This window comes from Microvirga puerhi (assembly GCF_020089865.1).
GTDB lineage: Bacteria > Pseudomonadota > Alphaproteobacteria > Rhizobiales > Beijerinckiaceae > Microvirga > Microvirga puerhi.
Genome location: NZ_JAIRBM010000014.1, coordinates 104,143 through 124,333 on the forward strand (window position 1 = coordinate 104,143; position 20,191 = coordinate 124,333).

Genomic DNA, 20,191 nt, shown 5'->3' on the forward strand with positions numbered 1-20,191 from the left:
CGAACTCGGATACGCCAAAGAAGGCTTGGATGACTGTGGCCGACCTCATCACACGCGATGTCCGGTCCGGCGTCTTTGGTCCGGGCATGTGGTTGAAGCAAATCGATCTCGAAAACCGCTACGGCTACGGGCGGCCGGACGTCCGGCGTGCCCTAGACTATCTGACGCAGAAGCGTCTGGTGCAGCACGCCCCCAATCGCGGCCATCACGTCTTCATGCCCGACAGTGAGCAGACCGCCCATATTCTTGAACTCCGCGTCATTTTGGAAACGGCCGCTGTCGACAGCATCGTGGCCTGCGCAACGCCCGCCGCAGACGAGCATCTTCGCGATCTGGCCCGGCGGTTCGACGGCACGATCCTTCACGGGACCATCCTGGATCAGTACGAGGCGAACCTAGCCTTCCATCGGGAGTTGCTTGGCCTGTGCTCGAACCCCGAGCTCCTCAATCTAGTCACTGAGCTTCGCAGCCGGACGTCCTCAGCCTTGGCTGGGCAATGGAGCAGGCGGGCGCGCGTCGAGCAGTCGGCCCGCGAGCATCATGCCATGGTCGAGGCTCTCGCCGCCCGCGACGCCGCATGGCTCAAGGAGATTATCGCGCTGCATATCCGCCAGCCACAAACAAGCCCATAGGTGTATGATCAGCGACGCTCCGTGGCCCAAATTGCACTGGGTCATTCTCAGTAGGAGAGAATGAGTTTTGTGGGGCGAAAACCCTTGTTTTTCCTGGATTCCAAGTTCACGAAAGTCACGGTCCCAGGCTAAGGCAGGAGCATAGGGAATTGGACTCCTCCGTATCTTTCCTGCCATCCTTGGCCACAGGTCCAGTCACTGGACCCAATCGGCCCAGACCCAAGCTTTCGCGCCGAGTTCATGCTGACGTGAAGAACCGTGTCGGAGCTATTCTCGTCCCACTAACGTGAACGATGACTCTTTCAGTGGAGCGGACGGAGCTGATATGGCCCCGGTCGAAACCGGCTCGCTGACACTCGTTCGAAGCTGCTGCAGCAGACGTTTCCGTTTGGCCTCGTAATAGTAGCCCCCAGCGTACAACGACACGGCTCGATCCATGTTGCCGCCAGCGACCTTGTAGGCATTGGCCAAGTATGGCACCGCATAGGTTAGATTGGTGTTGGCATCGAGCAGTCCGGAGGCAGGACCGGTGTAGCCCATGCCACGGGCTGTCGCGTAACGGATCTGCATCAGACCGAGATTGCCCCGGTTCGACGCACGAGGATTATAGCCGCTCTCCCGCTTGATGATCCGATGCACCAATGTTTCCGGAATCCCATGAGCCTTGGCGTGCTGTGCCACGAGGGCTTCGATGGTGGCACGGTCAGTCGCGGCTGCTGGGAGAGCACACGCCATCACGGCGCAACCCAGGACGAGACGAGAGATCATGAAAGTCCCCTTGCTTGGGGACAGTTCGCCGGGCAATCGTGGCAATAAGGCGTCAGCTTGGCTTTAGGCACTCTCCTGAGCGCTTATTGATAAGGCCGCGGCAAGTTTGAGCGAGCAGCTTCGCATGTTTAGTCCGCCACCCGTCAGACACAGAGAGCATGAGGTTTTGTGGGGCAGTTATGGAGCGCTTAAGGGCGGTCTTCATTGACGGGCTCGTCAACATCTTGAGACGGCCGGTTCCTGAAACTGATGTGTCACTGGATGCCCCACAGATCCTTGTGCTCCCGACCGCCTCCTGCCGCCCCGCTACAAACGCGGCCCTCGACTAAAGGCACTCGAAACCATTCCTTCAAAGGAATATTAATAGGCATGGCTTGGGTGGTCGAATATGCGGACGAATTTGGGGACTGGTGGAACACTCTCAGTGAGGCCGACCAGGAGGAGATCACTGCCCGTGTTGGCATGCTTGAGCAACGCGGGCCAAGCCTCCCGTTCCTCTATTCCAGTGGGATCACCACTTCGCGACGTGAGCACATGCGCGAGCTACGTGTCCAGAGCGGCGGTCGACCGATCCGGGTTTTCTATGCGTTCGACCCGCGCCGCGTCGCCATCCTCCTGATCGGAGGGGACAAGACCGGGGATGACCGCTTCTACGACACCTTCGTGCCCGTCGCGGACGACCTCTACGACGTGCACCTTAAAGAGCTCAAAGACGAGGAGAGAGACAATGGCAGGAAGGCGCTCTTTTGCGGAACTTCGCTCAGAGCTTTCGCCCGAGGCCCAAGCTCGAGCCGCCGCGGAGACAGCGCGGTCGGTCGAGGAGATGGACCTCGCCGAAGTGCGGCGCGCACTCCAACTCTCGCAGGACGAACTCGCTCAGACGCTCAACATCGGACAGGCTTCAGTCGCCAAGCTCGAAAAGCGCGCGGACATGTACCTCAGCACGCTCCGGCGCTTCATCGAGGCCATAGGCGGAGAGCTTGAGATCGTCGCGCGATTTCAGGACCACAGCGTCAAGATAAAGAGCCTGGGCGAGCTGCGAGAGCACACCTGAGCGATTCGGCGGCTGTCACTTTGCCTTTAACTTTGAGATTTGTCGCGTTGGGTGTCGAACAGGGGTCGGAACAAGACCTGTACCTCTTGATGCGCTAAGGCAGAACGGATCGGGACTCTCTCCCGTGGAGGCTTGAGCACTGCCCTTTCGATGTGCGGCAGGATGATCCTCACGTTGATCAGGTCCCCGGTTGAAGCCATTGCGCGATTTCGCTTTGTCGACCCGATCACGACCACTCTACTGTCTTGCGAACGCCTCTCTGAAGGCCTCTCCCCTCCTCCATCGGTCATCGGTCTGAGACAGCAGCTTCGATCCCAGAATCACGCCATCTTCGGTCTTCGGATCGGTCTGCCGATCAGGTTTTCGATCCGTGTTCCTGCTACGGACGACCTTAGCGTATTATTGGGCACAGAACTTGCGCTGACCCCAAGCGGGCGTCCAGCCGACCGCTATTGTCCACCGGCTTCGCGTGAACGGAGCCGGGCTTCGGGCGTTTGGTCGGCGGAGCTTCGATCCTGTTCCTGCTGAGCTTACACATCGCACAATGGCACCAGAGTTGACTGATCATACCCTGCGGGATTTCGTCCGGGCCTCACGTTTTGGCCGTGAGGGGGCAATCGTCACCGACCTCGATGGCACGGCCGTGCACGAGTTCGAGGGACGCATCGTCATCCCGGACGCCGTCTCCCACGGCCTCAAGCGCCTGCGCGACCACGGCCGGCCCGTGATCCTGAACTCGCTGCGCTTTCCCCTGAACGTCATCCGCACTTTCGGGCGGGAATGGTATGCGATCACCAATGCGCCGCTCCCTCTGGTCTCCCTCAATGGCGGCCTCATGGGCAGCCTCTTCGAGACGCAGGATGGCGAAATTGCGTTCGAGGAGATCCACGCCTTTCCCCTGACGGCCACCGAAATCGACGAGGTGCTGGTCGGGGTGCGAGGGCTGACGGAGGGCGGGATTAGCGACCTGCTGCTGTTCTATTACCCACGCGACTGGACCCAAGGGGAACTCATCTGGACCCCGGCGCTGGACAAGGTCGAGGAGGTTCGGGCCAAGTACCTCAGCGCCACCCGCGTCACGTCATCCCCTGCCGCGACGTTGAGGGATGAACTCCACGCCCGGGACATCTGCATGATCTTCCTCCTGATCAACGCGGAGCAGGATCGGCTGATGGCGTACCAGCATGCCAAGCAGTCGAACTTCATCACGCATACAGGGATCGACAAGCTGTCGGGCCTGGAGGCGCTGGCCGGACGTCTCGGAGTCGACCTGGCGCATGCAGTCGGCGCCGGCGACACGCCGATGGACACCTTCCTGAAGGGCGTCGGCCTGGCCGTTCACGTCGGATCCCTCGACCTGGAGTACAAGGGTCTGACCGGAACGGTGAAGGTGCGCGACTCCCTCGAACTCGGCGATCTGCTTGCCCGGCTTGCCGATCTGTTGCACGGAGACGCTCATTGAACGAGAACCTGCCAGAGCCGCCGAGGATCAGCGAAGGTCAGGCGCGAGCCATGGCCCGGGCGATCATCGCCCACCATTTCGGGTCCAAGCCGAAGCGAGTCAGCCAGAAGGGCGGCGGCATCACCAATTTCGTCTTCGAGACCAACCATGCGGAGGGCGACTTCATCGTCCGGATGAGCCCGCAGGCGGCCAAGGTGAAGGAGTACTTGAAGGAGCAATGGGCCATGGCCCAGGTCCGCAAGGTTGGCGTTCCGGTACCGGAGGTGCTGGAGGTCGGCGCCGACGTGGTGCCGATCCCCTATATGGTATCGCGCAAGGTCGAGGGCGGCGAGGCGACGCATCATCCGGAGCAGATGGCGGTGCTGCGGGAGATGGGACACTTGACCGCCCTGATCCACACCATCCCGACCAGCGGATTCGGCCATACCTTCGACTGGTCCAGCAATCAGCTCTCCCGGAAGGAGACATGGGCCGAATACCTCAAGCGCGAGCTCAACATCGAGCAGCGGCTGAAGGTGCTGGAGATGAACAGGATGCTGTCGAAGCCGCAACTCAAGGCATTGAACACGACGCTGCGAGACATCGAGAACCTGGAGGCGAATCCTGTCCTGAACCACGGCGACATGCGGCTGAAGAACGTGATGGTGGATGACGCGGGGGCCATCACGGCAGTGATCGACTGGGAGTTCTGCTCGTCAAACGTAGCGCCGTACTGGGACTTGGCGCTGGCGCTGCATGACCTTTCGGTCGATGCCAAGCAGGCGTTTCTCGGCGGTTACGGGCTGAGCGAGAAGGAGGTCCGGGCCATGGCACCCATCCTCAAGGCGCTCAACGTCATCAATTATGCGCCCTTCGTCGAGCGAGCAGCCGAGGAGAAGGACGAGCGCCGGCTCGATCAGTACCGGACCCGGTTCAGCGGTGCCTTGGATCTGTACTCGCTCTGAGCATCAGGGGTAGCCATTTAGCCATGGCTACCCCTGGAGGCATGCCCATGGTCTCTTGTGGGGGTGGGAACAATTCTTGTTCCGACCCCTCCATGCCGGCATCGTGCAGTACCAGATCGCCGACATCGACCAGTTGTCCATCGAAAAGCAGGACCCGCGCTGCTTCGGTCAGGTCACAGCGCGACTGCCAGCCGGCCGCCAGACCAAAGGCGCCCGGCGATCGCCTCCCACGGCAGATCGGGCAGATGAGGAACTGTGAGCGCAGAGTGCCCCGATCTCCAGACGGAATTCTATCGACAATGCGCGCAATGCTGGGCAGAATTGCCGTGTCCTGCGCACCCCTGAGGTAGGCGATGCTCAACCGATTTGGGCGCCGTCTCTCGTCCAAGGAGCCGCTTGCTCCCGGAGAAGGGGCAAGCCGATCCCCTCAGCTCGCAGCGATAACCCAGATCCTCACTGGCTTGGCTCTGCTTTGCGCACTCAAGGTTGGCCTGCTCGCCGCGCTACTGGCCGGGTTACTGGTCTATGAACTGGTGCATGTGCTAGCCCCGGAACCCAGTGCCCTTGTCACCCGGCGTACCGGCAAGATTGTTGTTGTGTCGCTCCTCGCAACGCTTGTTGTGATCGCCATCGGCACCGGAATCTTGGGCCTGATTTCCTTGTTGTCGGGCGGGCCTGAAAGCCTTGCCATTCTGCTTCGGCGCATGGCCGATGTCATCGAGAGCGCACGCCCGCACCTCCCGTCCTGGGTTGGTGGCTATATCCCGGCTGACCCAGAGGGATTGAAGACAGCAAGCTCCGCATGGCTGCGCGAGAATGCCGGCCAGTTGCGGCTGATTGGCGAGGATGTCTGGCGGATCGTGGTGCATATTGTCGTGGGACTGATCATCGGGGCGATGATCGCCATCAGCCACGAGGCCGGCGAGATCGAAGGCGGTCCTCTAACGCAAGTCCTAGGGGAGCGAGCCCGCCTCCTCGGAGCAGCCTTTCGCAGCGTCGTGTTTGCTCAGGTAAGGATCTCGGCGCTGAACACGATCCTGACGGGACTGTATTTGCTCGGGCTGGTTCCCTTGATGGGTGCCCAGCTACCACTGACCAAAACCATGCTGGCGGTGACCTTCATCGCCGGGCTTCTGCCCGTGATCGGCAACTTGATTTCCAACACCGTGATCGTGATCGTGAGTCTGAGCGTGTCGCCCGTGCTGGCCGTCAGCTCTCTGCTGTTTCTCGTGGCGATTCACAAGCTGGAGTATTTCGTGAATGCCCGGGTCATGGGCACTCAAATTCACGCCCGTGCGTGGGAGCTTCTCGTGGCGATGCTCGTCATGGAAGCGGTGTTTGGGATTCCCGGCCTCATTGCGGCTCCCATTTACTATGCGTATCTGAAGAATGAGCTCGCCGCATGGAAGCTCATCTGAGCCATGATGCGGGGGAGCACATTGGGAATCGGCATTGGCTCGCTCGGCCACCCGGCGTCGGCCAGCCGAAGCAACAAGGCATCACAATGATCTGGGCCCGCAAGACGATTGAGTCAGGCGAATGGCAGGAGGTCCAGGATCAATTCGAGGACCTGTTCACAAAGCTCGGCTGCCCTGGGCAAATGATGCTGGTCGCAGTCTCAAGCCACGATCCGGCTCCAGCTACGCTCCTCGCGAGCCTGCCGAATGCAGTCCTTCTGAGCTCACTGGCAGGGTTCGAATCGATCAGCGAAGGCGATCTTCCATCCGAAGCGTCGCTCCTCATCGGCCATAATCGCCAATTCGAACAGCATTTCAGATATCCCGTGCGGCATCTTGGAATCTAGCGCGACGCTCCTTGCGAACCATTTAGGGGAGCATGAGAAAGTGTGGGACGGCCAGTGCGGGGGCCCTTCAGAAGGTTGCGGCAAGTCGGATCGGTGGCAGTTCAATATCGCGAGAGACATCGCTGCCCCACAATTCCTTATGCTCTCCAGTATGTGGCACCGTCCGTTTTTCGATGACATGCAACATGGCCTGAACACAGGCAGGACGCCCTCATCTACGTGCTCGACGCTGCAAACACAGAAACATCCGGCGCCACATCCGACGGAACGACAGCGTATCTGAGTGCGAAGAACGACCTACCAGAAGCCGGGACCCCACGGCCCAAAGTCGAAGGCATTCTGGTTCATCATTGCGGTCATCTGCTGCTCATCGGCCAGTTGCTTGGCAAAGACGGCGGCACGATAATTCGACCACGCTGCCTGATTGCCGAAATAGACGCACTGGCAATCGACCGGATCGGCATAGACATAGACCACTGTCCCGCCCGAGGTCTGGTGAACAAATTTGTTCGGCGGGAGCTTCTTCATGGCGGCAACCCGTGCAGGCGAATTGGCTGGCTGAAGCGTGAAGCCGGCTGCTGTAAGCAGGTTTTCTTTACTCTGAACCGCCTGCTGTGGGGTTTGGCACGCTGCTAGGACCAGGCTGAGCGCGCCAAGCGTCAGTATTGATGGGAATTGCATTGCTTCTCTCCGGGTGGCTGAGGATCGTGACGGGAACGGCGGCCCGGTCCGCCCCACGTTGTTGCCGAACGCGGGCGGCACGGATGCGCCGTCCCATGTCTCCAGCATCGCCCTATGCCGCAGGCTTGGGGAGTATGTTACGGTAGGTTACGTGAAGAGGCGCCTCGTGCGCCCGCGGACAACGGACCGATCCATTGACGATCGCGGGCCAAGCAGTGGTCTTCCGGTGGCTTGAGATGAACAGCTTGAAGCGTTCCGATTTCGGCGCTCCGAGGACGGCTGTGGCGCGCCATCTTTCCTGTAGGCTTGAAATGCACTTTTTTTGACCCAAGTCTGAAGCCCTGGTTTGAGCTCAAATATCTCCTATGGGTCAGACTTTCACAATCCCGCCGCTCAACGAACGTCAGCTCTTTAGCGCCGAACTGAACCAAGCTCTTTGGTCCGAGGAGCGCCATGTCCTGACCTTGGATAGTTACCGAAGTTCAATCCTGGGCGTGATGAGGTCACCTCCTCCGTGAAACGCGAAGCGGTACTGCCCGGCCGGACGCGCTGTCCGATGCATCCTGGCGCGGAACGGCAACTTCCGATAACGTGCGCGGCACATAGTCCCGCGCTGCGGTTGCCGGCATTGGATGCGCCACTGGTGATGGTGCGTGGGCTCGCTTCCGGTCGGTTTTGATGGGACGACACCATGAATGTTCTCGACGAGACGCCGTGGGGCAGCGATTGGGCCTGGAGCCTTCCGCTGATCCTGCTGAACGTGATCATTCACGTTTTCGGCCTTGCCTTCATTTATGATGGGTTCACCGTGCTCTTTCGAGAGGTAAGCCGTAAGCGGAAATTCATGTTTCGGTTCGCTGCGGTCATGAACGCAGCGGTGTTCTTGATCGTGGCGCTGCATGGGATCGAGGCGATCACTTGGGCCCTCGCCTATCTCACACTCGGCGCCATCCCGGACGTGAAGTCCGCCATGCTCTATTCGCTGGGAGCCATGACGGGATTCGGCACCGGCAACATCGCGCTGGCGCCTCATTGGCAGATGATGGGTGTCCTGCAATCCCTTGCCGGGGTGTTGCTGTTCGGACTTACCACCGCATTCATGTTCGCGATGTTCCAGGCCGTCTGGCCATCGCAACAGCCGCCGGACGACAGGTCGACCTCCACCAGATGAAGCCGATTTGATTTGCATCAGGATTGCAGTTCAGGGGCGCTTGCTCTCAAGGCTTGAGCAGTTGCGTGCTGGTGAGTCTCCATTGCGGAGCCATTCAAAAATGAGTCCGGTGGCGTGTCTTGCCATTCCCCGCCATGCTTCGGCCGGCGTGAGCACCTGCGGTATCCGAACGCGCTCGGGCGAACGGAGCCAACGCCAGCACGCGCCGTGACATACGGATGTGACTTGAGAGGCAGCAAGCTGCCGCCCAATCCTTGGTCGCCAACACCCCGACATAATCACTCGCGCAGCCGCGGCTGATGCAGGGTCTCGGATAGGCCGCTGATGAGGAGGCGGCCTATTCAGGACCGCCAATGGCCCCAGGCAGATCCGGCGACGCGACCATTGATCCGCGTGGGAGCGGGCTCTGTGTGAGCCCGGCCTCGACGTAATTTGGCGGTTGGCTGCCTGAAGTGCCCGACATGCAGCCGGAGACCAGTACGGACAGGATCAGGAAAAATGGCAGTCTGACGAGCATCGACTTCTCCTTTGCAGATTCAGAGCGGGAACGGGTGAGGGCGTGCCAAGGCGATCGGTGTTGGAGAAGCGTGGACCTGATGAAGTCAGCCATGAGCGCCACCGCCTTCCGCCCCGGACCTTTGCTCATGCGGGCTGGCGAGGGCCAGGTCGCAGGGACCGAGCATTCGCACCGCCCCTGATCGGCTCCTCGGAGCGTCGCGCCCGACCTCCGCCTCGGGGGGGCCGCCTTGTTCAGGAGGGGTATGACTGCGGTCGTGCCGATCCGCTCCATGTCACATCATCCTGTCTTCGGCGAAAGTGCGGATCGGATGTCTCATCAGGATGCGATCCTCGTCCAGTTCCTAGGGTGTGCCCTCATGGGAAGCTCCTAGGCATTCCGATCAAGCGCCGCCTCGAGTTCGGCAACGAGCTCCCTCACCAGCTCCCGGTATTCGGCGCAGCGTGTCGTCCTAACCGGAGCGTCCGAGCGCTCCCAGCGCGCGAGGGCCACCTGCGCCTCCGCGAGGTCTTCGCAGAGCGACAGGAAGTCTTCGTCGGCCTTGGCCAGCTCCTCGATGGCGTGGCCCCGGTCCGGGAAGCGGGCGATAGCGGCTTGGACGGCGTGGTGCATGGTGCAACCCCGTTGCCGGGTTCGGAAGCGCAGGTGTGCCGTCCGGCAACGGACATCATCGATGGAAGGGCTTCGAAACGGAAGTAACTTACTGTAGGTGCGGGTGGGACAGCCCTGCGGGGACATCGTCCGGACGCCCTCGAACCCGGCACTTACTGCGATCGCCACTCCGTAAATTACACGATGCTACAGGCAGGCCATCGCGGTCGCTTGCTAACGTCATGCCCGGATACGCCCCGTTTCCACGGGCGGTCTGCGGCAGTCCCCGATCCGCGAAGTGTCCCCCGGCAGCAGGGCGTGTTCGGGGACTGACGTCCGTCATCACCTCGAAGCCCGCACAGGAGAGATCACTATGAGAAGAGCACCATCGACAGCCATTCAGGTGGCCGCCGTCCTGGCCTTCCTGTGTGCTGGCGCGCAGGCCCAGGATGCCATCCGGCAACCAGGTCAAAAGCAGATCGGCAAGGTGAAGCCCGAGGTCGAGCCGGCGCTGATCGTCATGAATTCCGCAGGAGCGAAGCTCGAGGGAGACAAACTCGTTCTCACGGGCGTCGCTCCGAACTCCATCATCTTCGCTGATCGTCCGGTGCGGGCGGCGGGCCACGCCCTGACGGCTCATCTCCTCGAAGAGTGGGCGGTCGGCTCCGACAGCTTTGCCAAGGACCCACCGAACGCGACCGTGTCGGTGTTCGACAAGGCAGGAGCTTCGGTAAAGGATGCAGTCGTCACTCTGAAGAACCCAAAGATGGAAGGCAGCCAAATCATCTTTGATGTGGCGGTGCTGGAAGGCAATCTGGGCAATGCTGACGGTCCCGCCTCCGTATTCATCGACATCATCGGCCTGCCGTTCACGCCGCTGCCGTTCGCCGGCATGGCCCGCAGGACCGCCTATCGGGGTGCGTTCTACGCTGGCGCCGCCGCTGCCGGTGCTTACGGCCATTACCACCCCTACGCACCTCCCTACCACTATTATCCTGCCTATCCCTATCGCCCCTACTAAGGGTGACAAGGCGTTGGCTGCTCGGAAGCCGTCGCCGAACGGATCCGGTCCGAGTTCACTTTCAGCTCATCACTGTCAAAGGAGACTACCTCGTGAAAAGACTCGCCCTCGTCGCCGTCGTGTGCCTTGCGTCCGTTACCGGCGCCGCTGCCCAAAATCCGGTTCCATTGAGCAGCTACGTCGATGCCGACGGCTTCCTCGACGTTCAGGCCCTCACCTGTGCTCAGCTCGCCGGCACATATCAGGACGACGCCGATTTGCTCACGACATGGTACAGCGGCTGGTACAACGGTCTTGCGCAAAAGCACTTCATCAACCTGCCGCGTGCGAAGGAAGCCGAGCACGAGGTCATCGTCTATTGCAAGGCCAATCCGAGCGTGAAAGTCATCGCAGCGATGGGGCTTGTCTTCGACACGATGCGCAAGGAGCGCGGGATCGTCCTGGCGAAATGAGGCACGCAAGCATATGACCTCCTGGCGGGCAAATGCCCGCCTTTTTTGCGTGCTTTGCCAACCAGTTCTTACAAGGTTTGCTGCCCCGGGCACCGACGCGAAGGCGCTCCACAAGTGCTGGCATCGCCCCCCTACCGCACGCGTGCGGAGTAGGTTACGGTAGGTTACGGGAAGAGGCGTCTTCGTGCGCCCGCGGACAATGGACCGACCCATGCTCGATGGAAGCGACGGCACTGCCGGTGCTTCGCAGGCGCAGTTACAGCCTGCGGCAGAGGATGTACGTACCCAGCTCGATATTCTCCTCGCCAGTCCCGACCTCGACGCTTCCGCACGAGCCCGCAAGTTCCTGCGCTATGTCGTAGAGGAGACGCTCGCCGGCCGTGCCAACCGCATCAAGGCCTATGCCATCGGCACCGAGGTGTTCTCGCGTAGTGCGGACTTCGATGCACAGGGCGATCCGGTCGTGCGCATCGAGGCCGGACGGCTGCGCCGGGCCCTGGAGCGCTACTATCTCTCGGATGGCCAGGCGGACCCGGTGGTCATCACCATTCCCAAAGGGGCCTACATCCCGCACTTCTCCTGGCACACACCGCCGGCCGCGGACGCCTCCGCTTCGGTTGCTCCGCAAACTCATAATCCGGTCGCGACACCGCCGCGACGGCGCTGGACGCCCTGGCTCACCGCGGCTTCCATCGTACTCGCCTTCCTTGCCGGCCTTGTCTTGTGGGGTACGTGGCGCGACAGTGCGCCCCGGACGCTCCAGACATCCGCCCATGTGCCTCCCGGCGGGCCGACCCTCGTCGTGATGCCGTTTGCGGCCCTGGGCGAGCCTTCGGCGGCCAGGACATACGCGGACGGCCTGACCGAGGAGGTCCTGAGCCAGTTCGCCCGTTTCAAGGAGATCACCGTCCTCGGACGGGAGACGTCGCGCAGCATTCCGCCGGGGGCGGATGCCGCCCGCATCCGCCATGACCTCGGCGTCCGGTATGTGCTGGAGGGCAGCGTCCGAGCCGCCGCGCACCGCCTGCGCATCGCAGGCCGTCTCCTCGATGCTGACACGGGCGCCGTCCTGTGGTCGCAGACTTACGATGAGGATTTGCAGGTCCGCGACCTCCTCACGATCCAGGACGATGTCGCGCGCAAGGTCGCGACAGCCGTGGCGCAGCCCTACGGCATCATTCAACGGGCCTATCAGACCCGGACCAGCGCCCGCCCGCCCGACGACCTCGAAGCCTACGCATGCACGCTCCGGTTCTACGATTACCGGGCCGCGCTGTCGGAAGAGAGCCATGCCACGATCCGGACCTGTCTGGAGCGGGCTGTGGCGCTCCATCCGGAATTTGCGACCGCCTGGGCGATGCTGGCCGTCCTCTATCTCGACGAGGACCGGTTCGGGTTCAATCCGAGGACCGAACCTGTCACGGCGGTCCAACGCTCACTCGATGCCGCCCGCCGCGCGATTCGCCTCGATCCGGAGAACGTGCGGGCGCTGCAATCCATGATGATGGCGCTGTTCTTCGCCCGGCAGCCTGACGAGGCGCTGGCGGTCGGCGAGCGGGCGGTGGCGCTGAACCCGAACGACACCGAGCTGCTCGGCGAGTTCGGGACCTGTCTGGCCCAGGCAGGAACCTGGCAGCGCGGCGCCGAGCTGATCGAGCAGGCGCTCGCCCGCAACCCAGGTCACTCCGGCTACTACAGCGGGGTTCTAGCGGTCTATGCCTACATGCAGCACGACTATGCCCAGGCCGAAAGCCTGATCCGGCAGGCTGCGCTGGAGAAGTTTCCCCTTTACCACTTCGTCGCTGCCGTCATTTACGCCCAGCTCGGCAAGGCGCCGGAAGCCGCCGAGGCCCGTGACCAGTTCCTACGTATGCGTCCGACCATCTTCGAACACTGGGACGAGGAGATGGCCAAGCGCAACTACCGGCCGGAGGACGCGGCCCATTATGCCGAAGGGGCCCGCAAGGCCGGCTTCCCGGTGCCGGCCCAAACAGCAGCGGAAGTGGCACTACAGGCATCGCCGCCCCAGCGCTGACCATCGCTTCCACTACGTAAACTACACGATGCTACAGGCGCGAATGCTCCGCCGTTGCTAGCGTTCGGGCAGTGGGCATGGCGACCCTGAAGACTTCGCTCAAGGGTACCGTCGGCCGGAGAGCCTCAGGTCAAGTTCGTCCGCCGTGCCGGGTAAGCCAAGTATCGCGCAATCCTCAGTACCCAAACGCAAAGGGAGATCTGTCATGACGATGAAACTGACACGCCGGCAGGCGGGCATCGGTGTCTTGAGCCTGCTCGCTGGGACTACGATGAGCACCGTCAGTGAGGCTCACCTGGGCGAACTACTGGGCATCGACGAAGGACTCGAGGAGTTTTGGCTGGCAACCGACGCCTACATCTACGGTTACCCGCTGGTCACCATGGAGATGACACGCCGGGTCATCACCAACGTGGCTACTCCCGAGGGCACCCGGGCGCCGATGGGCCAGATCATCAAGCTCCGGCACTATCCGGACGCCGCGTTCCGCGATGTGACCGCGCCCAATGCCGACACACTCTACACGACGGCTTTCTTCGATGTCGGCCGGGAACCTTGGGTCCTGAGCCTGCCGGACATGAAGGATCGCTACTACCTCATGCCGATGCTGGACGGCTGGACGACGGTCTTCCAGGTTCCCGGCAAGCGCACCACGGGCACGGGCGCCCAGACCTATGCCATCACCGGGCCGGGTTGGACCGGTACGCTGCCGGCGGGCGTGAAGGAGTACAAGTCGCCCACCAACATCGTCTGGTTGCTCGGCCGCATCTACTGCACCGGCACACCGGAGGATTATGCCGAGGTGCATGCACTCCAGGACCAGGTCAAGCTGGTACCGCTCAGCGCCTACGGCAATTTATACACGCCACCTGCCGGCAAGGTCGATCCCTCGATCGACATGAAGACCGCTGTGCGCGATCAGGTGAACCGCATGGATGCGGTGGCGTACTTCACCCTGCTGGCGGAGCTCATGAAGGCGAACCCGCCGGCGGCAGCGGATGCCCCTGCTCTCGCGAAGTTTGCCAAGATCGGACTCGTCCCCGGCCAGGACTTCGATGCCAGCAAGCTTCGGGCCGACTTCGTCAAGCGCATTCCGGACATCGCCAACGACCGGATCATGGCTCAGTTCAAGATCAACAAGGACGTCCACGACATCGATGGCTGGGGCTTCACGACGAAGACCGGGATCTATGGTACCGACTACCTGATGCGGGCTCTCGTCACGGCGATCGGTCTTGGAGCCAACCGCCCGCAGGATGCGGTCTATCCAACCTCGCTCAAGGACGGCGAAGGCAAGTCCTACGACGGCGCCAACAAGTATGTCATGCGGTTTGCCAAAGGCCAGTTACCACCCGTCGAGGGCTTCTGGTCGCTGACGATGTATGACGGTGCCTACTTCTTCGTCCCCAATCCGATCAATCGCTATTCGATCAGCGCGCGCCAGAACCTGAAAGCCAATCCGGACGGCTCGGTCGACCTCTACATCCAGAAGGATTCCCCAGGGGCGGACAAGGAGTCGAACTGGCTGCCAGCTCCGGCTGGCAAGTTCATCCTGATGTTGCGGATGTACTGGCCGAACGAAAGCAACCCGTCGATCATCGATGGCACCTGGACGATACCGGCGGTCAAGAAGGTCAACGATCGGGTCTAGCCGCCCGACGAGACCCACTCTTCAAACCCATAGGAGGGATCGATGTTGAAACGCCTGCTCATAGTCGCTGTCGCCGCCCTGGCGGCGACAGCAGCGACAGCACAGGTCGGACCGCCGACGTCCCAACGGACCTGCAGCGCCAACCGCCAGCTTGTGCTGAAGGAAGGTGCGGTTGTCCTCGACACCAGTCCCTCCACCTATGCCCGCTTCGTCAAGAACGGGTCGGAATGCCTCTTTGGTCAGTTCCCCGAGCCAGCGTGGGTTCCGAGCTCCAACAATCCGCAATGCTTCATTGGCTATCGATGCAGGGATGGAGTGGAGGACTTCTGACACCACCGAACTGGCCGCAGGATTAGGAGCTGCCAAGGCAGCTCACACCTGCGGCCATGGGACGGCCATTGCCGTTCCATCGCAGATCCAAATCTTGAAGGATGATTATGCAGACGTGTGTTTCGAGTTTTTGTCGCGTCGTATTCGCGTCGCTTGGCGTGATGCTCGGGACCACAGGAGCCGTGTGGGCCGCAGACCTGGGGCAGGCCCAGGCACCAGTCGTCGAGGCACCATTTTCCATGCCGCCTTCATGGAGCTTCCATATCACGCCCTACGGATGGCTCACTGCGTTGAATGGCACCGAGACCGTGCGAGGGCGCACGGTGAAGGTGCATGCGAGCTTCGTCAACATCGTCGAGAAGAGCGACACGCTCGTGGGCCTGATGGGCAACTTCGAGGCCCGCAACGGCCGGTTCGCCCTCTACGGCGACCTCGTTTGGAGCAGCATCGGCTTCGCACGCAATAACGTCAGGACGCGCGCGCCCGCGCCGGGCGTCACGACAACCGTCGGCCGCGCCCTCGGCCTGGATATCCAAATGGCCATCGCGGAGATCGGGGCAGCCTACGAGGTCGCCCGCACGGGGTCGCTCGCGTTCGATCTCCTTGGCGGTGCGCGCTACTGGTATCAGGAGGCGGACATCTCGTTCGAGATCGATCGCACCGTGGGGATCGCCGACCTGGAACTGGTGGGCGCCCGCGCCCTCGCCCGCTCGGGGGCCGTCGACTGGCTCGATCCCGTGATCGGCGCACGGGTGCGCTATGCGGTGGCGCCGGGTCACGAACTGTTCCTGCGTGGTGACATCGGCGGATTCGGGGTCGGAAGTGACTCCTCCTGGCAGGCCATCGGCGGCTACGGGTTCGAGCTGGGGACTTATCAGGGCATCGTGTTCTCAGGCGTGATCGGCTATCGGGCGCTGTCCGTGGACTATGCACAGGGTGAGGGCCGGCAGCGCTACGAGTTCGACATGCTCCAGCACGGACCCGTGCTCGGCCTCAGCGCTCGATTTTGAACAACGATATGCATTGGCTGGTCCGGGCCGAGGGCCGCGAGTAATCCAGTCGCGCCAGATACAAGGAGCATTCTGATGAGGTTTGGGCGCACCGCAACCCGAGCCGGATGGATGGGAATTGCAGCGGCGGCATCCGCCGTGCTGTGGAGTACAGCTCTCTTGGCGCAATCCAAGGATCGCTGGACGGTGCCGGTCGGCGGCTTCGGCCGAGTGTTCAAGATCGGCAAGCAGCCGGTCAGCATGCAACTGACAGCTCCGGGCGCAGGTGCAGTTATTGTTCCCGAAATAAGGACGGCTCTTCCAACGCGGCATTGGGATGCCTCAGGAATGGCCGCCCATCCTGCCATAGTGGCGCAACAGGAGCCTGCCCCATGCGATCTCCAGGATTGACGAGACTCGCCGCACTTCTCGCGGCCACACTCGTGCCGGTCTCCGCCCACGCCGGTACCTGTGCGGCTGACATCGACCAAGTTCAAGCCCAGGCCGATGCCCAAATCGATGCCACGGCAGGCCGTGGTCGTATGGGAAGCGAGAGCACGGCGGCCACGGACCATCGCGAGCCGACACCGGAGTCGATTGCCCGCGCCGAGCAGCGCCTGGATGGTGCCGCCGCAGGCCGGACCGCCCTGGCGGCGCTCGCCCAGGCCAGGCAGGCCGACGCGGCAGGCGACGCGGCCGCCTGTGCGAGGGCGCTGGACGCCGCCCGTAGCGCGTTGGGTCGCTGATGCAGGTGCCTCTTGATCGTCCCTCCCATGCGAGGCGCCTGTGACCTTCGCCCCGCTCTGACCATCTGGCCGGAGTTCCTTTCGCCTTCCGACGAGGTCGGGCCATGCCATCGCGCCGCCACACCCTGGTGAGACATGGCCTGTTGCTGGCCCTGATCGTTCTCGGGCTCTACGGTCTGCTTGCTTACGTAGCGTTGCCATCGGCGTGGTCCCACTACGAACACCAGCGTGGCCTTGAGGGTCAGCCCATGCTGACCCACACGGGACAGGGCATCCCCGGTGATCCACTGAATGTCGGCCTGGTCGGCTCACAGGAGGATATCGTGCGAGCCATGCACGTTGCCGGCTGGTACCCGGCTGACCCGATCACGTTCCAGACCAGCCTTGCGATCATCGGCAGCGTGGCCCTCGACCGGCCCGATCCGGATGCCCCGGTCAGCGCCCTGTTCTATGATGGACGACGAGAGGATCTAGCTTTCGAGAAGCCGGTGGGTTCGAGCGCCGACCGTCGGCATCACGTCCGACTCTGGAGGGTTCTGGCGCGTGGGCAGGAAGATCGCCCCGTATGGCTCGGGTCGGCGACCTTCGACCGCGGCGTAGGCCTGAGCCGATACACGGGCCAGGTCACCCATCATATCGCCCCGGACATCGATGCGGAGCGTGACGGCTTGATCTCCGACCTCGTGCAGGCCGGAATGGTTGAGGTGCGCTATCAGGTGTCGGGCATTGGGCCGACGCTGCGGGGGCGCAACGGCGAAGGCGACCTCTACTCCACCGATGGGGAAATCTGGATTGCCGTGCTCGTCGCCACCGGGCAAAGGCGCTTGCAGCCGCCTGACACCTTGCCCAGCCCTGCGCTTATTGCGGCGAAGGATGCAATCTGGAAGGCTGTCATGGGTTCATTGCCGCAGCGATGAAAGGGTCTCATTCTCCATCATGGGTGTCCTCGGCGCCTCCGACGTCAACATCGCTGCCATCCACGCTTAGGTGGCGGGAGGTTGCACGGCTCGAGACAAGGGAATGAACAAGATGGTGCGGCGCGTAGTGATCAGAACACCGAAGGACCGCTTTGGGTCAAACGGAGAAGTTCCAGGAGTACCGCGAAGGTCTGCTTAGCGTCCGTGATCTGCCCTCCCCTCCCTCCCCTTTGTAAGCCGCGATGAACTCTGTCGTCCGGCAGCCCTCAGACGATCCCCAGGCTCTGTATCGGGTTCGGCCAGTGAGTTCGCGCGGCCTTGCCCCGCCGAGCTGGGCCAGCATCAGGTCGACCGCCTTCGGCGTGACCTGCAAAAGCTTGGCGGCGAGCGGCACGGTGACCAGAGGGCGTGAGAGAAACAACTTTACCAGCTCCGGCAACCTGGAGTTCGAGCAGGTCTTGGCCGTCACCCAGTCCATCAGCTCACGCGCCAGGAGCAGGCGGTCAAGATCCTTCTCACCGAGCGCAATGGCCTCTTCGACCACGGTGCAGAAACCCTGAAGCCTCTCTGATGCCCCTTCCCTGCCCTGCGGCCGAAACTTGGCTTGCTTGAACCCGGCGGCCAGCGGCAGCAGATGATGCGTCAGCCCTCTCGCTCGCAGAATGGCCGCGGCGAGGATCAATCCGAGCCACGGCAGACGGGGATAGAGATTAAGATCGAGCCAAGCCTGCCAGGCCACGGCTGCCGCCGCGATGGCCGGCCAGTGGCTGGTGCGCTGGACCACGTCGAGCCACAGGTCCTCGGCCTCGGCGTCGTCCTGATCCGGCGCATAGACCAGCGGCAAGCGGCTTTTCGGCAGTGGGGTTTCACCTGCCAGCACTTGGCTCGTGCGCTCGAGCAAGGCATTGATGGCGGCAAAGTGCGCCGCCCACGGATCGGCATCGTTGGCCAACGGTGGATAGGCCATCTCGTCGTCCGGATCAGGCCTCGCCTTCGTGCGCGACTGTTCCGCCTCGGTTTTGAGCGGACCGATGCCACGCAGGGCCGCCAAGCCGTCAATCGAGAGAGGCCAAGGTGCCTTACGGGCGAGTGCCGTACGGCGCGCTCTCAGTGCGGCGGCGCGGGTGAGCTCGTGCGTGGGATGGCGCACGTCCATACCGGCATCGTGCAGGACCAGATCGCCAACATCGACCAGTTGCCCATCAAGAAGGAGGGCCCGTACCGCTTCCGTCAGGTCGCAGCGCGACTGCCAGCCGGCCGACAGGTCGGAGGCTACTAGCTGCGCGTCGAGGCGCAGGATGCGGATGGCCACCTGCTCGAGGCGACCGGCGATCGCCTCCTACGGCAGGTCCGGCAGATCATAGGTTTTGGCCGCCAGCGGTGCCTCATCCTCGAACTCAACTCCCCTGCCCTCAAACACCGCAGTATCCTTAATCGCTAAGTCATTGGCGATAAATAGCATAGCTTGCATGGACGAAGCTAAGCAAGCGTTTGCTACGGTCTGACCTGCGGCCAACGAGCGGCGTCAGTGCTGCGATCCGGCAGTGCGGTAGCGGACGCTGTCTTGAGCCGTCAAGGCGCCGCGCGGCACACCGTTGTGGCGCCGCGCGAACGCAGAAGCCCTTATTTTAAGCCATTTTTGCGCAGCGAAGGATAGTCCCTTCCAGGGCGGGCGGTTAAACAAAAGCCTCAAACCACGTCATCAAACGACCGGTTGCGGATAACTTCCAAATTTGTGCAGATAATCTGTACGGTCCGATGTTGACGGAGCAGCGATGCAGCATGTCAATCTCGTCGGCATTCCGTTTCTGAACCTTGCGTTGAGACGGCCCATTCGCCAGTGCCGGCCGAGCCGAAGGAGCGATGCTCACCCCTTACGCCAGCCGTTCAACCGTCTCCTCATAGCACCAAGCATATAACGTTTTATCTTCCGTGTGCCCCCTCGTCTCTCCTGATCGGTTACGCCCGAGCCGCTACCGGCGAGCAGGCTACGAACCCTCAGACGTGCGAGTTGCACGGCGCAGGCTGCACAGTCATTCATCGGGAGCATGCCTCTGGCTCAGCTCAGGCCCGGCGATCCTAACTCAGATCTTGAGAACCATCGGCCCCGGCGAGACGCCGGTGCTGGCTCGCCTCGACCGCTTGGCCGCTTCATGAAGCACCACCTGGAAGTCATAGAAGGCCTTGAAAGTCGCAGCGCCCATTTTTGCTGTCTACGTGAGCTGGTCGGCACCTCGATTTCTCAGGGCACGTTCTCCTTGCAAGTCCTCGAGGCGGTCGCGCAACTCGAGCGTGTCTTAGAGCGCCTAACAAAACTGGCGTGAGTGCGTTGGTTTGGCATGGCCCAACCTCTTGTTTCCAAAGCTCTGTGGGCGGCCGTTGAGCCGCTCCTGCCGCCGGAGCCCGCCAAGCCCAGAGGTGGAAGA

At 62.3% G+C, this 20,191-nt stretch carries 23 protein-coding genes and 2 pseudogenes; 20 read left to right on the plus strand and 5 right to left on the minus strand.

Features of this window, described 5'->3' with window-relative positions:
* Nucleotides 1–29 precede the first annotated feature (29 nt).
* A complete protein-coding gene (locus K9B37_RS17480) occupies nucleotides 30–632 on the plus strand; it encodes a GntR family transcriptional regulator (protein WP_224314813.1) in 603 nt (200 codons plus the stop codon).
* A 267-nt stretch (nucleotides 633–899) separates the two neighbouring features.
* On the opposite strand, the gene K9B37_RS17485 is transcribed toward K9B37_RS17480, so the two are convergent.
* Nucleotides 900–1,367 (minus strand): transglycosylase SLT domain-containing protein, encoded by a 468-nt coding sequence (locus K9B37_RS17485; RefSeq protein WP_439651748.1) that lies wholly within the window; start codon nucleotides 1,365–1,367, stop codon nucleotides 900–902.
* A gap of 495 nt (nucleotides 1,368–1,862) precedes the next feature.
* Between K9B37_RS17485 and K9B37_RS24680 the strand changes: the two are divergent.
* From K9B37_RS24680 to K9B37_RS17520, 7 genes and pseudogenes are all read left to right on the plus strand, one after another.
* Nucleotides 1,863–2,027, plus strand: a pseudogene (locus K9B37_RS24680) (type II toxin-antitoxin system RelE/ParE family toxin); the annotation flags it as partial.
* 100 nt (nucleotides 2,028–2,127) lie between these two features.
* Nucleotides 2,128–2,454: an XRE family transcriptional regulator gene (locus K9B37_RS17495; RefSeq protein WP_224314815.1), complete on the plus strand. Its 327-nt coding sequence runs from the start codon at nucleotides 2,128–2,130 to the stop codon at nucleotides 2,452–2,454.
* A 556-nt stretch (nucleotides 2,455–3,010) separates the two neighbouring features.
* Nucleotides 3,011–3,916 carry a Cof-type HAD-IIB family hydrolase gene (locus K9B37_RS17500; RefSeq protein ID WP_224314816.1) on the plus strand — a complete coding sequence of 302 codons (906 nt, stop codon included), beginning with the start codon at nucleotides 3,011–3,013 and terminating at the stop codon, nucleotides 3,914–3,916.
* A complete protein-coding gene (locus K9B37_RS17505) occupies nucleotides 3,913–4,860 on the plus strand; it encodes a phosphotransferase family protein (RefSeq protein ID WP_224314817.1) in 948 nt (315 codons plus the stop codon). The genes K9B37_RS17500 and K9B37_RS17505 overlap by 4 nt, the downstream gene beginning before the upstream one ends.
* Before the next feature lie 76 nt (nucleotides 4,861–4,936).
* On the plus strand, nucleotides 4,937–5,119 hold the full coding sequence (locus tag K9B37_RS17510) for a hypothetical protein (protein WP_224314818.1): 183 nt from the start codon (nucleotides 4,937–4,939) through the stop codon (nucleotides 5,117–5,119).
* A gap of 94 nt (nucleotides 5,120–5,213) precedes the next feature.
* Nucleotides 5,214–6,278, plus strand: coding sequence for an AI-2E family transporter (locus K9B37_RS17515; RefSeq protein WP_224314819.1), 1,065 nt, complete (start codon nucleotides 5,214–5,216; stop codon nucleotides 6,276–6,278).
* Nucleotides 6,263–6,664, plus strand: a complete 402-nt coding sequence (locus tag K9B37_RS17520; protein ID WP_224314820.1) for a hypothetical protein — start codon at nucleotides 6,263–6,265, stop codon at nucleotides 6,662–6,664. Before K9B37_RS17515 ends, K9B37_RS17520 begins: the two co-directional genes overlap by 16 nt.
* A gap of 297 nt (nucleotides 6,665–6,961) precedes the next feature.
* Here K9B37_RS17520 and K9B37_RS17525 read toward each other — a convergent pair whose 3' ends face one another.
* Nucleotides 6,962–7,345: a hypothetical protein gene (locus K9B37_RS17525; RefSeq protein WP_224314821.1), complete on the minus strand. Its 384-nt coding sequence runs from the start codon at nucleotides 7,343–7,345 to the stop codon at nucleotides 6,962–6,964.
* Nucleotides 7,346–8,036: 691 nt separating this feature from the next.
* Between K9B37_RS17525 and K9B37_RS17530 the strand changes: the two genes are divergently transcribed.
* Nucleotides 8,037–8,516: a hypothetical protein gene (locus K9B37_RS17530; RefSeq protein ID WP_224314822.1), complete on the plus strand. Its 480-nt coding sequence runs from the start codon at nucleotides 8,037–8,039 to the stop codon at nucleotides 8,514–8,516.
* Between the two features lie 337 nt (nucleotides 8,517–8,853).
* Here K9B37_RS17530 and K9B37_RS17535 read toward each other — a convergent pair whose 3' ends face one another.
* A complete protein-coding gene (locus tag K9B37_RS17535; protein WP_224314823.1) occupies nucleotides 8,854–9,033 on the minus strand; it encodes a hypothetical protein in 180 nt (59 codons plus the stop codon).
* Nucleotides 9,034–9,402: 369 nt separating this feature from the next.
* Entirely contained in the window at nucleotides 9,403–9,645 is a 243-nt protein-coding gene (locus tag K9B37_RS17540) for a hypothetical protein (RefSeq protein ID WP_224314824.1), read from the minus strand.
* Nucleotides 9,646–9,997: 352 nt separating this feature from the next.
* Between K9B37_RS17540 and K9B37_RS17545 the strand changes: the two genes are divergently transcribed.
* The 9 genes from K9B37_RS17545 to K9B37_RS17585 all read left to right on the plus strand — a co-directional run bounded on the left by K9B37_RS17545 (nucleotide 9,998) and on the right by K9B37_RS17585 (nucleotide 17,765).
* Nucleotides 9,998–10,645: a hypothetical protein gene (locus K9B37_RS17545; protein WP_224314825.1), complete on the plus strand. Its 648-nt coding sequence runs from the start codon at nucleotides 9,998–10,000 to the stop codon at nucleotides 10,643–10,645.
* Between the two features lie 92 nt (nucleotides 10,646–10,737).
* Complete coding sequence (locus K9B37_RS17550; protein ID WP_224314826.1) at nucleotides 10,738–11,097, plus strand: HdeA/HdeB family chaperone; 360 nt, start codon at nucleotides 10,738–10,740, stop codon at nucleotides 11,095–11,097.
* Nucleotides 11,098–11,308: 211 nt separating this feature from the next.
* The gene (locus K9B37_RS17555; protein ID WP_224314827.1) at nucleotides 11,309–13,132 is read left to right on the plus strand and encodes a tetratricopeptide repeat protein; all 1,824 of its coding nucleotides are present in this window, start codon (nucleotides 11,309–11,311) and stop codon (nucleotides 13,130–13,132) included.
* Between the two features lie 211 nt (nucleotides 13,133–13,343).
* Nucleotides 13,344–14,783: a DUF1254 domain-containing protein gene (locus K9B37_RS17560; RefSeq protein WP_224314839.1), complete on the plus strand. Its 1,440-nt coding sequence runs from the start codon at nucleotides 13,344–13,346 to the stop codon at nucleotides 14,781–14,783.
* A gap of 42 nt (nucleotides 14,784–14,825) precedes the next feature.
* Entirely contained in the window at nucleotides 14,826–15,113 is a 288-nt protein-coding gene (locus K9B37_RS17565) for a hypothetical protein (protein ID WP_224314828.1), read from the plus strand.
* A 107-nt stretch (nucleotides 15,114–15,220) separates the two neighbouring features.
* The gene (locus K9B37_RS17570) at nucleotides 15,221–16,123 is read left to right on the plus strand and encodes a hypothetical protein (RefSeq protein ID WP_224314829.1); all 903 of its coding nucleotides are present in this window, start codon (nucleotides 15,221–15,223) and stop codon (nucleotides 16,121–16,123) included.
* 75 nt (nucleotides 16,124–16,198) lie between these two features.
* Nucleotides 16,199–16,513 (plus strand): hypothetical protein, encoded by a 315-nt coding sequence (locus tag K9B37_RS17575; RefSeq protein WP_224314830.1) that lies wholly within the window; start codon nucleotides 16,199–16,201, stop codon nucleotides 16,511–16,513.
* Nucleotides 16,495–16,848 carry a hypothetical protein gene (locus K9B37_RS17580; protein WP_224314831.1) on the plus strand — a complete coding sequence of 118 codons (354 nt, stop codon included), beginning with the start codon at nucleotides 16,495–16,497 and terminating at the stop codon, nucleotides 16,846–16,848. Before K9B37_RS17575 ends, K9B37_RS17580 begins: the two co-directional genes overlap by 19 nt.
* A gap of 104 nt (nucleotides 16,849–16,952) precedes the next feature.
* Nucleotides 16,953–17,765 carry an LssY C-terminal domain-containing protein gene (locus K9B37_RS17585; protein WP_224314832.1) on the plus strand — a complete coding sequence of 271 codons (813 nt, stop codon included), beginning with the start codon at nucleotides 16,953–16,955 and terminating at the stop codon, nucleotides 17,763–17,765.
* A gap of 157 nt (nucleotides 17,766–17,922) precedes the next feature.
* Here K9B37_RS17585 and K9B37_RS17590 read toward each other — a convergent pair whose 3' ends face one another.
* Nucleotides 17,923–19,077: an RHE_PE00001 family protein gene (locus K9B37_RS17590; RefSeq protein WP_224314833.1), complete on the minus strand. Its 1,155-nt coding sequence runs from the start codon at nucleotides 19,075–19,077 to the stop codon at nucleotides 17,923–17,925.
* A gap of 841 nt (nucleotides 19,078–19,918) precedes the next feature.
* On the opposite strand from K9B37_RS17590, the gene K9B37_RS24950 reads away from it, so the two are divergent.
* Together K9B37_RS24950 and K9B37_RS17595 are read left to right on the plus strand one after the other, a co-directional pair.
* Complete coding sequence (locus K9B37_RS24950; RefSeq protein WP_369414348.1) at nucleotides 19,919–20,089, plus strand: recombinase family protein; 171 nt, start codon at nucleotides 19,919–19,921, stop codon at nucleotides 20,087–20,089.
* A 15-nt stretch (nucleotides 20,090–20,104) separates the two neighbouring features.
* Nucleotides 20,105–20,191: pseudogene (locus K9B37_RS17595) on the plus strand (IS5/IS1182 family transposase); the annotation flags it as partial.

Coding starts and splice junctions, on each gene's coding strand:
- K9B37_RS17495 (WP_224314815.1), top strand. CDS start 2,128: ATGGCAGGAAGGCGCTCTTTTGCGGAACTTCGCTCAGAGCTTTCGCCC.
- K9B37_RS17520 (WP_224314820.1), top strand. CDS start 6,263: ATGGAAGCTCATCTGAGCCATGATGCGGGGGAGCACATTGGGAATCGG.
- K9B37_RS17525 (WP_224314821.1), bottom strand. CDS start 7,345: ATGCAATTCCCATCAATACTGACGCTTGGCGCGCTCAGCCTGGTCCTA.
- K9B37_RS17585 (WP_224314832.1), top strand. CDS start 16,953: ATGCCATCGCGCCGCCACACCCTGGTGAGACATGGCCTGTTGCTGGCC.
- K9B37_RS24950 (WP_369414348.1), top strand. CDS start 19,919: ATGAAGCACCACCTGGAAGTCATAGAAGGCCTTGAAAGTCGCAGCGCC.
- K9B37_RS17535 (WP_224314823.1), bottom strand. CDS start 9,033: ATGCTCGTCAGACTGCCATTTTTCCTGATCCTGTCCGTACTGGTCTCC.
- K9B37_RS17540 (WP_224314824.1), bottom strand. CDS start 9,645: ATGCACCACGCCGTCCAAGCCGCTATCGCCCGCTTCCCGGACCGGGGC.
- K9B37_RS17480 (WP_224314813.1), top strand. CDS start 30: ATGACTGTGGCCGACCTCATCACACGCGATGTCCGGTCCGGCGTCTTT.
- K9B37_RS17575 (WP_224314830.1), top strand. CDS start 16,199: ATGAGGTTTGGGCGCACCGCAACCCGAGCCGGATGGATGGGAATTGCA.
- K9B37_RS17545 (WP_224314825.1), top strand. CDS start 9,998: ATGAGAAGAGCACCATCGACAGCCATTCAGGTGGCCGCCGTCCTGGCC.
- K9B37_RS17515 (WP_224314819.1), top strand. CDS start 5,214: ATGCTCAACCGATTTGGGCGCCGTCTCTCGTCCAAGGAGCCGCTTGCT.
- K9B37_RS17570 (WP_224314829.1), top strand. CDS start 15,221: ATGCAGACGTGTGTTTCGAGTTTTTGTCGCGTCGTATTCGCGTCGCTT.
- K9B37_RS17565 (WP_224314828.1), top strand. CDS start 14,826: ATGTTGAAACGCCTGCTCATAGTCGCTGTCGCCGCCCTGGCGGCGACA.
- K9B37_RS17485 (WP_439651748.1), bottom strand. CDS start 1,367: ATGGCGTGTGCTCTCCCAGCAGCCGCGACTGACCGTGCCACCATCGAA.
- K9B37_RS17560 (WP_224314839.1), top strand. CDS start 13,344: ATGAAACTGACACGCCGGCAGGCGGGCATCGGTGTCTTGAGCCTGCTC.
- K9B37_RS17555 (WP_224314827.1), top strand. CDS start 11,309: ATGCTCGATGGAAGCGACGGCACTGCCGGTGCTTCGCAGGCGCAGTTA.
- K9B37_RS17530 (WP_224314822.1), top strand. CDS start 8,037: ATGAATGTTCTCGACGAGACGCCGTGGGGCAGCGATTGGGCCTGGAGC.
- K9B37_RS17580 (WP_224314831.1), top strand. CDS start 16,495: ATGCGATCTCCAGGATTGACGAGACTCGCCGCACTTCTCGCGGCCACA.